This window comes from Kribbella sp. NPDC050281, from assembly GCF_040655855.1.
GTDB lineage: Bacteria > Actinomycetota > Actinomycetes > Propionibacteriales > Kribbellaceae > Kribbella.
In genome coordinates this window covers 13094-27387 of sequence record NZ_JBFAKS010000048.1, presented here as the reverse complement: position 1 = coordinate 27387, position 14294 = coordinate 13094, and the positions used below count along the sequence as shown (strand labels likewise).

17 protein-coding genes and 1 tRNA gene are annotated in these 14294 nt (G+C 64.1%); 2 read left to right on the top strand and 16 right to left on the bottom strand.

The window, feature by feature from the left end; genetic code table 11:
* Window positions 1-76: 76 nt before the first annotated feature.
* The gene (locus AB0I34_RS37375; RefSeq protein WP_360454954.1) at window positions 77-1267 is read left to right on the top strand and encodes an MFS transporter; all 1191 of its coding nucleotides are present in this window, start codon (window positions 77-79) and stop codon (window positions 1265-1267) included.
* Here AB0I34_RS37375 and AB0I34_RS37370 read toward each other — a convergent pair.
* A complete protein-coding gene (locus AB0I34_RS37370; protein WP_360454952.1) occupies window positions 1188-2408 on the bottom strand; it encodes an MFS transporter in 1221 nt (406 codons plus the stop codon). The genes AB0I34_RS37375 and AB0I34_RS37370 overlap by 80 nt on opposite strands.
* A gap of 41 nt (window positions 2409-2449) precedes the next feature.
* Between AB0I34_RS37370 and AB0I34_RS37365 the strand changes: the two genes are divergently transcribed.
* Window positions 2450-2522 (top strand) — tRNA-Thr (locus tag AB0I34_RS37365).
* Window positions 2523-2549: 27 nt separating this feature from the next.
* Here the strand turns inward: AB0I34_RS37365 and AB0I34_RS37360 are convergent.
* The 15 genes from AB0I34_RS37360 to AB0I34_RS37290 all read right to left on the bottom strand — a co-directional run bounded on the left by AB0I34_RS37360 (window position 2550) and on the right by AB0I34_RS37290 (window position 13300).
* Window positions 2550-3968, bottom strand: a complete 1419-nt coding sequence (locus AB0I34_RS37360; protein WP_360454949.1) for a helix-turn-helix domain-containing protein — start codon at window positions 3966-3968, stop codon at window positions 2550-2552.
* A gap of 68 nt (window positions 3969-4036) precedes the next feature.
* Window positions 4037-4225 carry a helix-turn-helix domain-containing protein gene (locus tag AB0I34_RS37355; protein WP_360454946.1) on the bottom strand — a complete coding sequence of 63 codons (189 nt, stop codon included), beginning with the start codon at window positions 4223-4225 and terminating at the stop codon, window positions 4037-4039.
* 27 nt (window positions 4226-4252) lie between these two features.
* On the bottom strand, window positions 4253-5806 hold the full coding sequence (locus AB0I34_RS37350; RefSeq protein WP_360454943.1) for a replication initiator: 1554 nt from the start codon (window positions 5804-5806) through the stop codon (window positions 4253-4255).
* Window positions 5807-5965: 159 nt separating this feature from the next.
* Entirely contained in the window at window positions 5966-6286 is a 321-nt protein-coding gene (locus AB0I34_RS37345) for a hypothetical protein (protein ID WP_360454940.1), read from the bottom strand.
* Window positions 6283-6534, bottom strand: a complete 252-nt coding sequence (locus AB0I34_RS37340; protein WP_360454937.1) for a hypothetical protein — start codon at window positions 6532-6534, stop codon at window positions 6283-6285. Before AB0I34_RS37340 ends, AB0I34_RS37345 begins: the two co-directional genes overlap by 4 nt.
* Before the next feature lie 93 nt (window positions 6535-6627).
* Complete coding sequence (locus tag AB0I34_RS37335) at window positions 6628-7614, bottom strand: hypothetical protein (protein WP_360454934.1); 987 nt, start codon at window positions 7612-7614, stop codon at window positions 6628-6630.
* On the bottom strand, window positions 7611-7928 hold the full coding sequence (locus AB0I34_RS37330) for a hypothetical protein (RefSeq protein ID WP_360454931.1): 318 nt from the start codon (window positions 7926-7928) through the stop codon (window positions 7611-7613). Before AB0I34_RS37330 ends, AB0I34_RS37335 begins: the two co-directional genes overlap by 4 nt.
* Entirely contained in the window at window positions 7925-8152 is a 228-nt protein-coding gene (locus AB0I34_RS37325; RefSeq protein ID WP_360454928.1) for a hypothetical protein, read from the bottom strand. Before AB0I34_RS37325 ends, AB0I34_RS37330 begins: the two co-directional genes overlap by 4 nt.
* Window positions 8149-8991 carry an FtsK/SpoIIIE domain-containing protein gene (locus AB0I34_RS37320; protein ID WP_360454925.1) on the bottom strand — a complete coding sequence of 281 codons (843 nt, stop codon included), beginning with the start codon at window positions 8989-8991 and terminating at the stop codon, window positions 8149-8151. The genes AB0I34_RS37325 and AB0I34_RS37320 overlap by 4 nt, the downstream gene beginning before the upstream one ends.
* Window positions 8984-9622 (bottom strand): hypothetical protein, encoded by a 639-nt coding sequence (locus tag AB0I34_RS37315; RefSeq protein ID WP_360454922.1) that lies wholly within the window; start codon window positions 9620-9622, stop codon window positions 8984-8986. The genes AB0I34_RS37320 and AB0I34_RS37315 overlap by 8 nt, the downstream gene beginning before the upstream one ends.
* A 336-nt stretch (window positions 9623-9958) precedes the next feature.
* On the bottom strand, window positions 9959-10306 hold the full coding sequence (locus tag AB0I34_RS37310) for a hypothetical protein (RefSeq protein WP_360454919.1): 348 nt from the start codon (window positions 10304-10306) through the stop codon (window positions 9959-9961).
* A 47-nt stretch (window positions 10307-10353) separates the two neighbouring features.
* Entirely contained in the window at window positions 10354-10671 is a 318-nt protein-coding gene (locus tag AB0I34_RS37305) for a hypothetical protein (RefSeq protein ID WP_360454917.1), read from the bottom strand.
* A 186-nt stretch (window positions 10672-10857) separates the two neighbouring features.
* Window positions 10858-12096: an MFS transporter gene (locus tag AB0I34_RS37300; RefSeq protein ID WP_360454914.1), complete on the bottom strand. Its 1239-nt coding sequence runs from the start codon at window positions 12094-12096 to the stop codon at window positions 10858-10860.
* Window positions 12097-12134: 38 nt separating this feature from the next.
* Window positions 12135-12365 carry a DUF397 domain-containing protein gene (locus AB0I34_RS37295; protein WP_360454911.1) on the bottom strand — a complete coding sequence of 77 codons (231 nt, stop codon included), beginning with the start codon at window positions 12363-12365 and terminating at the stop codon, window positions 12135-12137.
* A 2-nt stretch (window positions 12366-12367) separates the two neighbouring features.
* The gene (locus tag AB0I34_RS37290) at window positions 12368-13300 is read right to left on the bottom strand and encodes a helix-turn-helix transcriptional regulator (RefSeq protein WP_360454908.1); all 933 of its coding nucleotides are present in this window, start codon (window positions 13298-13300) and stop codon (window positions 12368-12370) included.
* Between the last annotated feature and the right edge of the window lie 994 nt (window positions 13301-14294).

The window sequence follows — 14294 nt, the reverse complement described above, 5'->3', positions numbered from 1 at the left end:
CGGAGCCCGCTCCCGCGTGGGGCGGCGTACCTGCCGCGATTGTGATGGCCTGGGGGTACGAGATCGGAGGGATCAGATGGCGCGAGTGGTGACCGGGAGTCGCTGGGCGGCGATCGTCGGTTATTCCCTGGTCGGCGCGGCCACCCAGCTCGTCTGGCTCAACTTCGCCGGCGTGACCACCGTCGCGGCGGCGCACTACGGCGTGTCGGAGACCGCGATCGGGTGGCTCGCCCAGGTCTTCCCGCTGCTGTACGTCGTACTCGCGATCCCGTGCGGTCTGATCCTCGATCGGTGGTTCCGAGCCGGGTTGCTTGCCGGCGCGGTGTTGACCGCGGTGGGCGCGCTGGTACGGCTGATCGGGGACGACTTCGGCTGGCTGCTGGCCGGGCAGATCGTTGCCTCGGTCGCCCAACCGCTCGTGCTGAACGCGGTCACCGGGATCACGGGGCGGTACCTCGAGGAGGACGACCGCCCGACCGGCATCGCCGTCGGCACCGCCAGCATCTTCGCCGGCATGGTGATCGCGTTCTCCCTCGACGCCATCTTCACCACCGGCGAGTCGTTGGGGACGATGCTGGCTGTGACCGCGATCTTCTGTGTGGCTGCCGCTCTGGTGCTGATTGTTGCGCTCCGCAACGAAGGCCCGCACTCCGTCGCGGCGACCTCTTCCGGTGACCGGGGCGCTCTCGAGATCGCCTGGGGCGACCCGTTGATCCGGCGCCTCTGCGTCCTCGCCCTCTTCCCGTTCGGTGTTTTCGTTGCCATGACCACCTTTGCCCAGGCACTGCTCGAGCCGGCCGGCGTCTCCGGCGGTACGGCGAGCACGATCCTGCTGGTGACCGTCGTCGCCGGCGTACTCGGCAGCGCGATCATCCCTGTTGTGGTCGTGCGACGCCGGGCCGAGTCGGCATTGCTGGTCCTCAGCCTGACCGTGACTTCCATCGCCTGCGTCGTACTGGCGCTGGCCCCTGGCGTCCTCACCGGGTTCGTCGCGATCGCGCTGATCGGGTTGCTCCTCCTGCCTGCGCTTCCCATCGTGCTCGAGCTGGTGGAACGTCGTACCGGCGAAGCCGAGGGGACCGCGGCCGGGCTGATCTGGATGTCGGGCAACCTCGGCGGTCTCCTGGTCGCGACCGTGGTGGGTCTGCTGGTCGACTACCCGACGGCGGCGTTCCTCGTGATGGCGGTCATCCCGCTGATCGCCGTACGGGGTGCTCGGGCCCTTCGTCGGCCGATCGACGAACTGCGAGAGCAGCCGCAGCCGTAGCGAGCAGTCCACCGGTGCCTGCGGCAACGAAAGTGACCCGGGCGTCCGTGTGCTCGAGCAGCAGCCCACCGAGGACGTACGACACCCCGGCAGCCAGACCGATAGCGCCGTACAGGTTGCCGAAGACTCGGCTCCGCAGGTGCGGCGGCACGATGCGTTGCAGATGAGTGTTCATCCCCACGTCGACGCCCGCGATCCCGAACCCCCGGATCACCTGCATTGCCAACGCGGCCCACACCGCCCAGGCAAGCCCCGTGACCAGGTTCCCCAGACTGCTCACCGCGAACCCGAGCAAGATCAGCGTCGTCATCCGGAACCGGCTCGCATACCGCGCCAGCACCGCGAACCCAACCACCAACCCGATCCCGACCCCGGCGTACAACGCCGAGGCCGCCGAGTCGCCCGCGCCCAGCTCGTCCTTGGCGAGGAACACCATCGCGACGTCATCCACCCCGTTGAACGCCACCGTGGCGAAGAACGCGATCCCGATGACGCGCACCGCCTTCGTCCGCCAGATGTACGTCAGCCCGTCCCGAGCATCCCTGAAGACGCCCGTCTTCACGTCCCCCGCACCCTCAGGTGGCATCTTCGGCAACCGGCTCAGCAGCACCGCCGACACCACGAACGTCGCCGCATCGATCAGCAAGATCCCCCGCACATCCGTCACCAGGAACAACGCCGCCGCAATCAACGGCCCGACTGCCTCCAGCCCGTTCGTCCCCGCCCCGAGCGTGGAATTCGCCGACTCCAGATCCTCGTCCCTCACCAAGGCCGGCACCGCACTCCGCGAACTCGCCTGGAACACCTGCGCCACGACACTCCGTACGGCAACCATCACCAGCAACACCGGCAACGGCGGCAATGTGACGGCCATCACGACCACCAACGCACCCTGCAGTACGTCGCACGTCACCATCACCCGGCGCAGATCGAACCGATCCCCCACCACCCCCGCGAACGCCCCGAACAACCCCGGCGTCAGATCCCCCGCCAGCAACAACAACGCCACCGCCAGCGCAGCCCCCGTCGACGCCTCCACATACAGCAGCAGCGCCACCAACCCCAGCGAGTCCCCCAGAAACGACACCGCCCGAGCCACCCACAACACCCGAAACCCGCGTGCCTCCCGCAGCACCCCCATCCGCCCACCTCCCATCCCCTAAGATGGTCCAGCAAACACCCGCCGGTGTGGCGCAACTGGCAGCGCACCGCTCTTGTAAAGCGGTGGTTAGGGGTTCGAGTCCCCTCACCGGCTCTCTGACCAGGGCATATGCCTCATGGCTCATGATTCGGAGTCCTCCGATCCATGGTTTACCCCATGGTTTTCGGTTTTCAGGAACTCCGGCATGGCCTTGTCCAGGGCGGATGCGGCCTCAGGGTTGCGTGACCGCCGACCGATGTACTCGTCGAACGTGGTCGAGATCCTTGAGTGCCCAAGCTGGTCCGCGATTTTGCGTGGCGTCTGCCCAGAGTCCTCAAGGATCGTCGCCGTCGTCTTCCGGAAGATGTGGGAGGTGACCCAGGCGAACTGATCGGATACCGAGGGCTCACCCGCTCGAGCTGCGAGGTCGAGCAGCGATACACGAACGGGCCCCTTGACTCGGTACAGGGCCAACAGAGCTTCCACTTCAGAGGGGTCCACCCGCACACGCGCAGTTTCAATGAGGCTGAGCTTATGTATCGACCATCCCAACCGATGAGCGACGTCAGCCTGCAAAAGGCCGGCCTCGCGGCGAACCTTCTTCAACTCACGACCAAGATCCCGGCGCAGCTCACTACCGATCGGCTCTCGAGCCTGACGCAAGGATGTGCGGACGTTGTGCGGATCCCGAAACCCTCCGATCGCGTCGGCGAAGATCGGAGCGTCAAGTCGAACGCCAGCGCTGAACCTTCGTTGCAGCATTGCCATCGCCCAGGACGGCAGACTCAATACGCGGAGACCTGCCTTTGTCTTCGTGCGGCGCCGGACGAGGCCGACACCTATCACCCTGCTGATCTGCGAGGTGATCTCGACTTCGTTGGTTTCAAAGTTCACCTGCTCCCAGAGCACGGCAAGCGACTCACTGATACGGACTCCGGTGGCGAGTAGGAACAATGACAGGTCGGGGATATCCGCGCGATTGGCGCGCTCGTCACCCGCCAGCATCTCGAACCAAGCCTGCCGTTCCTCATCAGTCAGCGCTCTCGGTGTCTTCCTAGGTGCTGCCTCGATCGAATCCAGTTCGCGAACCGGATTCGAGTGGATTGCGCCATGGCGTACGGCGAGTGCGAGGACACCCGCAACGATGCTCTTGCACGTCCTTGCTGACACCGCGCCTACCTCGTCCTTGATTGCGGTGATGACCTTGTCCAGCAACGGGGTCGTCAGCTCACCGAGCCGTATATCGCCGATCCGCGGCAGCACGTTCGTTTTGAGCTGTGTCTGATAGGTGTAGAGCGTGCCGGGCGCGCGCTTGCCATCCTTCACCATCGCCTCGAGCTTTCCGAGGTAGACATCGACCGCCGCGGAGAACCGGGTCATCGATGTGAGCGTGCCGGATCTCGCCAACTGCGAGCGTTCCTTCAGCTTCGTCTGCAAGTTGTTCTCTGCTGCTGTCGCGCTCTTGCCGTTGGCCTCGACCTGTCGCGTCTTGCCGTCCAAGTCTCGGTAGTATGCGACCGCCCGGAAGCGGTCCGCCTTGCCCTTCTCGTTGAAATGCACGGCATAGCTTCGGATCTTGCCCCAAGACCCAAGCGGCAGTGGTTTCCTGGCCATCCCCAGCCCCTGACCTACGACGCCGACTTCTGCGCGTTGAACCAGGCGACCACTTCGGCCGGGTCGTAACGCAGATGCTTGCCGATTCGGACTCCTGCCGGACCGTAGCCTTGACAGCGCCACTTGTACAGCGTCTTCACCGGAACGCCGAGGTAAGTGGAAACATCCTCGACAGTCCAGCGCCGTTCGATACTTGCCACCATCATTTCCTCCTTGTTGACAGTTACGTGTCAGTCGTTGTTGCTCTCAGCAATCAATTCCTTGACCAGGCGTCGGTGTTCGCGGGCTTTGGCGGCGGCGGTGTTGGCTAGGAGTGCGTCGCCGATGGCTTTCCAGCCGGTGCCCGCGTAGATGAAGTTGCCGACGATGAGGGTGGTTTCGACGTCGTCGATGTGGTCAGCGGTGCGGTGGTGGTCGCGCCGCCAGTTGGCGCGGGCCTCCCGGAGTGTTTTCAGGGTGGTGGAGTACTGGCGGCTCTTGGTGGAGAAGTGGCCACCGAAGCCGAGCATGTGTGCCCACCGCTGAAGGCGCCGGTACGAGAGCCGCCCGGAGTTCTTGGCAGCTTCGGCCTCGTCGAGGTCGGATCCGGGGCGTCCGAGTCGCCAGCAGGCGTCGACCAATCGGCCGGCATGGGTGCCCTCGCTGATATAGCGGCGAACAGTCGCGTTGGTGAGCCTTGCCGATGAGTGTCCGGTGGCTTCGGCGCCTTTGGTGGCGTACTTGGCGAGGTATCCAGCAACGGCGGTTTCGGTGATCGCGCCGTCGACGGCTTGCCGGACGGGGCGTACGTCGAGCTGTGTCCCCCACTCGATCAGCCAGCCATCGGGATTGTCGGGATGAGACAGGGACCGGAACCGGATGCTGGTGGCCGCGCGGCGGACAGCGTCGGCGAGCATGGCGAAGGTCGCGGCGCAGGCCGGTGGCTCGATCAGGGTCGGGTCAAGCGGGTTGACGCCGTCGAGGCGCATGAGGGCGTGGAAGTGGGCTACTCCCCTGGCCTGCATTTCGGCGACCTTGCCGTAGGACAGCTTGACCGTGGCGCCGTGCTTCTTGGCTTCGGCGCGGAGGATCTCTTTGGCGCGGTCCATGGTGCGGCGCCACAGTTCGCCGGACAGCGCGTTCCAGACGACCTGGTGGTCGTGGTCGTAGCAGTCCAGGCACAGCGGTGTGCCGAGGATCTTCTCGCCGTCGCGGTGGGTCTGGTGGCAGCGCAGGTCGACACCGTGCGGACACGGCTCGGGGTTGCGGCGTGGTCGGCACGGCCGGTTGCGCAGTTGCCCGTCGCGGGTGCGGATGGCGCGGATGCCGTGGACGGGGCCGAAGGTGGGGGCGGTGAAGGTGACGAACGCGGACGGGTGCTGCGCGACCGAGGCGGGGATGCCTTTGCCGCCTTGGAGGCCGGCCAGGACGAGTTGGTAGGTGTCGCCGCGGTAGGTCTCGGCGCAGGACGGGCAGACAGCGGCACGGCGGTTGCCGCAGGCCTTGTAGATGACGCCGTCTGGCATGTCGTCGGTGTGCCGGGTGGAGATGATCCGCCCGGTCCGGTCGGACACGATGTGCGATTCACCGCGGAGTTGGACGGGCCGGACGCAGCCGCCCGCTGAGCCGGTGTGCTCCAGCCAGGCGTCGTAGTTGGCGGTCGAGGCCGCTCGAGCGATGGCTTCCTCGATCGCCGAGGCGGGGTTGTGCCGCTTGCCAGGGTCAATGATGGGTCGACGGGGGTTGATCGCGAGGAGCGGGTCTTGGAGGCCGCTCACAGGTCGTGTGGAATCGGTGACGGTCATGGGCGGGCTCCTTTCGAGACGATTGGTCCGTTTGATGCGGTTGGGGTGGGGCACCGAGGAGGTTGGCTGGCTCCGTTCTTGAATGGGGGCCAGCTCGGCGTTGGTGGCTGGGGACCAGCGGCGGGCCGCGGGTCCTTCCCGACCAAGAGTCTGGGGAGGCTACGGGGAGTTGGTCGGGGGGACTCGTGGTTGCCGGTGACGTGTCAGGCGGTGGGTGTGGGGCCGGGGTTCGAGTTCGGGTGTGCCGAACAGGTGGTAGCCGCAGCCGATGCAGTAGCGGCCGGCCACGCGGTCGTTGTCGGGGTTGCCGGTGGGGTCGAGCAGGACGACGAGGGTGTAGTCGTCGCCGGGTTCGAGGACGGTGGGGCACCAGTCGTGGCCGCCGAGGTGGTCGGCGGCGACCCAGTCACACAGGAACTCGTGGTCAGCCACGGCGCGGTGAGCGACGAGGTTGGCGTAGGCGTTGATATCGACGGTCATCGGATACTCCTTGCGGGGGTTGGGTCGGGTTCGACGGGTGCGGAGTGTTGGGTGACGCCGAGACCGCAGCGTTGGTAGGCGCAGTGGGCGACGACACCGGCGCCGAGCTCGACGGCGAGAGTAAGGATGTAGATGGGGTGTTGCCACTGGGTGCGGGACACGACGATCGGTTGTTGGCATCCGTCGCAGTAGAAGGCGCGGTAGCTCGATCCGAACAGCCAGACGGCGAGGTCGTGATTGGTTCTCACTCGGGTCACTCCTTCCTGGTCGGGTGGTTGTTCGGTGTTCGCCCTCATCCCCGGGTGTTCGCCCAGGGATGGGAGCCAGCAACGAACCGGTGTCTATTCGTCGGGTTCGAAGGTGGAGTCGCAGATACCGCAGGTGATCTCGCCTTGTTCGAGGACTGCTTTGGCGACCCGGATCCGGCGTGGGCATTCGCATGCGCAGGCGACCGCGTTGTTGTTGTTCTTCTTGGCCTGTCCGCCGAGGGCTTCGGGGTGGCGGTAGGCGATGAGCGCGTTCCTCAGGCCAGCGAGGACCGTTCTGTAGGTGGTCGCTGTCTGCTCGCGGAGGGTGCAGGGTGACCAGCCGATCTTGGGATCTTTGGTGGCGTCCAGGCCGAGCTCTCCTGCGAGTTCGGCGAACTTCTGGTTGTGCCACCGGCCTTGGCGGCTGGTGTCTTTGATCTCGCGGGCATCCGCGAGAGCGTGTGCTGCTTCGTGGAGCAGGGTGGTGAAGACCTCTTCGGCCGGCCTTTTGAGTCCTTCGCCGGAGATGAGGACTTCGGCCAGGCGCTGTTCGCCGTGCTGCCACCGAACGGGTGCGAAGTGCCCGTACTTGGCCTGTTTGGTGGCGGTACCGGAGCCGACGACGATCACCACGGCCGGGATCTCGGTGTGGTTGGTCCGGATGGCCGCCCACGCAGTTTCGAGGGCAGAGACCAGTTCCGCAGTCGTGTATTCGGTTTGACGCCTACGTGTCAGTCGCGCCGTGGGTGACCCGGTGCGGGTCTTGGTGGTTGTCTTCTTGGCGCGTTTGATGGTTACCGCGACGGCCGGGTGACTCGCGCCGGTGCTGGACTCCTTCAGCTTGTTCCGCACGGCAATGAGTGAGGCGTAGCCGTGTGCGCGGCCTCCTTCGGTGGCCCGGACTTGGTCCATGTGGTGTTGGACCGACGTCAGGGCGGCGGTGGGTGCGCCGTTGTAGACGGCGGTCGTCTTGGTGAGGGTCCAGCCGGTGATGCCGGACAGGACGTCGATGTTGTGCCATGTCAGGCCGGTGAGCTTGGTCGTGGTCACCGGTTTGGCGGCAACGGTCGTTCCGTTCATGACTGGCCCTCCGTCCAGTCGTTGGGGATGTAGACCTGGTCTTGGGTCCAGGTGTCGGTCTTCGTGGCGTGGTCCACGAGGTGTTCTTCGAGGAGCGCTCGTGCCTCGTAGCAGGCGTCGATGAGGTGGCTCAATGCGGTGACGGAGCCGGTGATGAGTTCGATCTCGATCGGTGTTCCGCCGAGGTCGATGGCGACCAAGGGCGTTTCGCCGTTGCAGGCGAGGTTGATGCCGGCCACTGAGTGGTCGGTGAAGTCGTAGCCGACGATGATGCGGTCGTCGCGTTCGCCGCCGTTGGCGTCGTAGTAGGTCATGTCCCCTCCTGGTGGCGGATGAACAGCTGGTGCCAGGTGCCGTGGTTGGACAGGGTCTGGCGGCGGTTGCTGCGGCATTCGAGGCAGCCGGTCGGGGTGGTGTAGCTGTAGACGATGTAGCCGCAGTCGTGGACGTAGGCGTACTTGTTGGCCCGTGCGTCGAGGAGTGCTGCGTAGCCTGTGTCGAAGTCGGACTCGACACCGATCGTGATCGTGGTGTTCATGCGGCCCTCCTGAGGTGAGCGGCCCGGCGGACGATCTGGTTGACGTGGTGGTCTTCGAGGAGCGCCGTTTTGAGGCGGCGCGGGAAGCCGCCTTCGGCGCGGAGCAGCCCGACACCGAGAGCTTCGGGTTCGATGTCCACTGCGGTGTGGCCTTGGGAGGCCCAGCCGGTGCCGAGGATGATGTCGCTGCTGGAGTCGGTGGCGCACCGGAACGCGAGCCGGTACCCGAACAGGTCCCGCAGCGACGTCGGGACGATGTCAGCGCTCGGGCGCTGAGTGGATGCGACCGTGATGATGCCCGCAGCGCGGCCACGAGCGACAATGTCGCGCACCAGGACGCGGAACTCTTCTTGCTGGTCCTTGGTACCGACGGTGACGGTGAAGTACGCCAGCTCGTCAATGCACAGGAGCTTGGCGCGGAAGCCATCGCCAGGAACGATCTTCTTGCGGCCCGTGCGCGCAAGGTGCAGATAGCGCTCGTCGAGGTCGGTTTGGAGGTCACGCAGGACACGCAGTGCCTTGCGCATGTCGTTGCCGACGAACTGTTTCGCGACTGGCGCGTACGGCAGCAGTTCAACGATCTTGCCGTCGATCAGGACGAGATCCACGTCCGTGCACAGCGCGGCGTGAGCGACGATGTTGCCCTGTGCAACGGACTTTCCGGCGCCGGGTTCGCCGCCGATGAGGATGTTGCGGTACATCAAGGTCACGCGGACTCGTTTGCCGCGTGTGTCGAGACCCAGGTAGATCGGGTCGTAGATGGAGAGTGCACCCTTGGGTGCGGGGGTGGCCCCCGGCGTGCGCCGGGGGAACACCGATTTCGGGTTGAAGCTAGACATAGTCGGACACGTCTTCTCCGTTAGCGCCCAAGATCATGACTTCGCCGTCGTTCACGGCCGCGGTGGTCTTGGTCTTCGAGGTTCTGGTTCGGGTCTCACCACTGCCGGTTTTGGCCGGCGGTTGGGTGGTGGAGTCCTGTGGGGCGCTGTCGGGCGTGAGGAACGCGAGGACAGCGTCGTCGGCGACTGCCGCTTCGGGCATGCCGCTGGTGTCTTGCAGCAGTGGCGAATCGATGGTCTTGTTCGCCAGCGGGTCGCGGCGGTCGATGTCGAGCCGCACGAGGGCGGCGTTGCGCTTGTGCCGGGCGATGGTGGCTTTGCGTGCCCAGCACGCCGAGGCCAGGGTTTCGGCTTGGTTTTCGAGCTTTTCGACCGAGAGGCCGGGGCGCATCCACAACCAGACGACCTGTCCGGTCTTGGTGGCGAAGCAGCCCACGATGAACGGCAGGTTGCCGGAGTAATTGAGCATCCTGGTTTCGATCAGGCAGGCCCGCACCCGGTGGCGGGTGATGACGCACCAGAACCGGTTACGGGTGAACCGGCGGACCAGGGTGTCGGCAATGAGCCAGTAGACGGTGCCGAGCAGGAACACGACCGCGACCCAGGTCGGGAGCGTGTCGGTGAAGAACACCCGGATCTCTGCCAGGTGCCAGTGCCAGACGTAGACGAGTCCGGCGAGACAGGCCAGTTCCCAGCGCCAGCGCCAGATCGTGAGCAGCAGGATGATCGGCCAGGTCTGATTCGGCCGGGTGATGGTTTCGACCGCACCCGGCAGGACACGGCTTGAGCCGCCGCTACGGCGAGATCGCCAGGACGACTTCGAACGGGTAGATTTGGGCATAGCTCGCCCCTCCCAGTGGGGTGGTGAGATGGAAAGACACGAAGCCGGGAACGGTTTCCTAGGCCTTGAGCCCGACTTCGCGTCTGTGTTCCAGGGAGCGGCCCTTTCGAGGGCCGTTCTTGGGTTCTACAGGTGGTTCATCGGCGTTGACACGTAGGTGTCAGCCGCGGGGTGTTCGGCCGAAGCCGACTTCCAGACCGCGTACGCGTAGTCGCGTGCGGCATACAGATCGAGGCGACGGTTCGATGCCTCGCGGTACAGATCCAGCAGTTGCCAAAACGCCTGTGAGGCGTAGACGGCGACGGCATCGTTGCTGATCGCAACGACAGGTTCAGCCCGGTTCAGGCTGCTGGCGATGCTCTCATCCAAGAAGACGAGCACCAGTTCGATCTCGACGATTTCGTTGCACTTGGCCACGTATTCGGACCGTGCTTGCTTCGCGGTGATGGTTCGATGCTCCGTCGGTTGCGACATGACTACCCCCTAGCTGAGCAGTGCACGAATCACGGGACGAGTGGAGATCAGGCCTTCGCGTTGCCAGCCGGACCGAGGGTCTTGGCCTTGTACGCGACACCGTTCCGCCCGTTGGTGGCCCACGGCATGGCTTCGAGCTCGACCGGTACGACGACGGAGCCAACGTTGATCTTCGGCATGGCATTGCCCGCCAGAGTCACGTTGATCACCTCGCCGCCCGTCTCGTCGAGCGCCATCACCTGAACCGACCAGAGCAGCTCGTTGGTGTTCCGGTCAGCCTTCTGCCGGCCGTTCTGGTCCTTCTTCTCCTCCACTGCCTTGGTGACTGTGAACGTCTTGCCCGTGGTGTCGACGGTCAGCTTCATCAGGAATCGCCCTCCTAGGCGTCAGCCAGGCGCATCCTCACAAGATGCTTCAACCCGGTATAACCATGGTATATACCAGGCATATACCGAGACAAGTCCTACTAGCTGGTAGTTTTCAAGTCCGAGGCAAGAGGAAGGGCGCTGACACGTAAGTGTCAACGCCCCGATGTACTTGCCCGGGCTGGGCTACTCCTCGACTGGCTCAGATGGGCCGGCCAGCGATCGACCGATCACTAAGGGGGCAAGAATCGTGGGCACAATCAGAAGGGCCGCAGCAGCCCACAGTGGGGCTCGCAGACCCCAGTTGGCCGCTACGAGGCCGCCGAGCAAACCGCCTGCCGGAAGCATGCCCGTTCCAAGTACCCGGAATGAAGTCACGACCCGGCCAAGCATGTCCGGTGGCGTAAGCCGCTGTCGTGCACTCACGGCTACCACGGTCGCAACAGAAGTTCCCATGAATGCAAGGGCCAGCATCGCACCCGCGACGTACGGACTCGTCGTCAAAGCCAGCCCGACCCAGGCCACTACCTGCGACGCCATCGCAACCTGAAGCGCTCGTGCGTCACCGATCTTACGAATCACACGGGATGCCAGCAGGCCTCCGGCGATGCCACCGATGGCCCCCACGGCCAGAAGAATGCCGTACGCGGCATCCGCAAGCCGCAACGACTCCTGTGCGTAGAGTACGAGCGTCGCGGTCGCAGCGCTGTATGACAAGTTGCTTACAGCAATTAAGATCGCAAGCGCTCGAAGGACACTGTGACGAGCCAGCCACACCATTCCGTCACGAATCGAGCGACCGATCGACACGTCTCGATTCGGGATCCGCGCCGTCTTGTGCTTGAGGAAGGCGACGCAAAGCCCGGACACCAGGAACGTGACGGCGTTGACCACAAATGGAATCGCTGGACCGGCTACGAACATGGCCGAGCCTGCCGGTGGGCCAAGCAGGGAACGGCCGGCACTACTCAGCGACCCTTGACGACCATTGACCTGGTTGAGCAGTTCATCATTACGATCGACGAGCTCCGGGATGATGCTCTGCGAGGCTGCGTCGAAGAAGGTTGTACCGGCCATCACGAGGAAAGCTGCACAGGCCAGCAGGAGAACGGAGCTGTGTCCTGTAGCAATCGCAAGACCTACAACTGCCAGCACGATCAGGCGTGCTAGGTCAGCCCCAATCATCACGGCACGGTAGGGCAGTCTGTCCACCATCGCACCGGCGAACGGGCCGATCAGAACCCACGGGATCATCTCCGCAGCGCTGACGATGGCTACAGCGGCAGGATCACGTGTCACCGCAGCGGCCGCTAGCGGAACAGCGGCAGCGAACACGCCATCCCCGAAGGAGGAGACCGCGGTTGCAACGTAGAGCGCACGCAGGCGGCCCATTAGGCCAGCCTTGCGCTCCTGCATGATGGGCATCTCCTCAACTCCTCCTTCGGGGTTGGCATCACTAACAGCTAGTCAAAATCGCCAGCCCTCAAGCCAGCGGAGAAGACCCGCCATTCTGCAGCGTCGAACGTCAGCACTGGCGACCCGTCGCCGAGCTTTGAGTCACGCACGGCACGCCAGCCGTCAGGGCCATTTGCGACCTCGACGCATGGCGAGTCATTGCCACAGTTGCCACCATTCTGTGCCGCTTTGAATGGGCCGAACTCTTCGAGCGGGGGCGGAGCAGGAACAGCAGTCACGATCAATTCCCTTCACTCTCACGGATGGCTTCAGCCAGCCAGTTCAACGATTCTTCTGGATCTAGCGCAATTTCAGTCAATTCATCCCAGAACGTGTTGTATTGACGGACATCACGACCTGATCTGAATGTGACTTGGGCGGCAAACGTGTCCGCCAGTACGACGGAGTCATCATTCCCAATGTCGTAACTGACGAAACTTCCAATCGGCACCAACCCATACGGGCGGTCTCGGGGCATAATCTGGACTGTAATGTGCGGGCGCTGTGCGCCGTCGTAGATCTGCCTCAACAACCCCAGGCGCAAGTCTGGTGGCGCACCACGGAAGGTAACGTCAAGCGCCGACTCGGTGATAACAACATGATATTCCGGGCGAGGACCCTTAAGGATTACTTCAACTCGCCGCACTCTCGCCATCGCCGCTTCTTCGGCCTTGCGCGGATCTTTTTCATATCCGAGCATCAGGTAGCGGGCATATTCCAATGTTTGGAGCTGGCCCGGAGCAAACAGTGGCTGAAAATGCCTAATCTTTTGAGCCTGCATTTCCAGACGATGGATTTCCTCTTGCCGCTCAACGAGGCCAGTGCGCGTGATCACAAATGTGGAAAGCACCTCTGTGGCACCATCGTCCACCAAGCGCGAAAGTAGCAGTTGATAATCCTCGCTTGTTAGCCGCTCGTACCCCTCAGAGAGCTGACGTCGCTCGGCGTCGCTAAGGCCTGCTCCGGCAAGGATCCCCGAGACGGTCTCGGCAGCTACGCGCCTGAGAGCTTCAACCGAATCCAGATCAGGATGACGAGCCCCAGTCTCCCAGCGAGAAACCGCAACCTGCGAGATGCCCATCAGGTCAGCCGCGTGCTTACCTGTCAGCCCTGCGAGCTTGCGCATCCAGCGAAGCTCAACGCCAAGTGGGGACGGCGCAGCAGCCGCTGGCATTAGCGTCCCCTCTCGTGAACGGCGTACACATCCTTAGCATAAACCGGGTATATACCACCCAGTCAACCTGCATGACGGGAAAGACCACATCCCGAGCCGCCTCGAGCTCTGTCATCGGGTTGGCGTCCGCCTTGAGCGCCCTCGTCCATGTCGTGACTCGTCCATCCGCCTGACAAGTTTCTCTACGCCTTCAAGACGGGCCCCTCCAGGGGCCCGAAAGCGCGCCGCCACCACAGGGCGGGCCGCCTGCCCGCCACTCCGCTTCGCTACGTTCTGGGCGCGTCCCTTGGCTTGGCGCGCACGTGCCAACAGGGTGCCTGGGTCGAAGACAGCACAACTCGCCGTCAACGCTCGACACCCTGTCGGTATACCGCTCGCCAGGGAAATGGCCGGCTACCCGTCGCTCGCCGTGACCGTATGCTCCCGTCTGCCGGTGGACTCCCGCATCGCCCCGCTAGCAATCATGGAAGGGACGGCCCGGCACAGCACGCCTCAAGGGCGCCTACGGCGTCCCTCCGGGATCTCCGACCCTTGACCCGCACCGCACCGAACCTAAGGTCGGCAGCTATCGGGGCGATGCGAGAGGACTGCCGCGCGCTTGACACGTAAGCGTCACCGAGGGCTGCTCCCACCCGAGTCTTGCCGCGAGTCGACATGCTCATAGCATTGGCCCGACTTTGCGGAAGCCTAATCCATAAGCGTGACCACGTTCTCAATGTCGTCGATCCAGTCGTAGAGGAGAGACTGCGGACGCTGTGGTTGTCGGCCGAGCAACACCATCGTCGGTCTAGTGCCCCGCGGTTGCCCATACTTTATATACAGCTTCCGACAGCGGAGGGCAGTGTCAAGGTTCTTGTGGGCGTAGTGATTACGAAATACTGCGAGGTCCTTGAAAACGTCCGTCTGAGGAGACGAGAGAGCCGCGCTAACAGTTTGCAGATTCGTCGCGCCAGCCATTGAAAGAATGGCGAGCAGGACATCGGGCTTGCGCCAA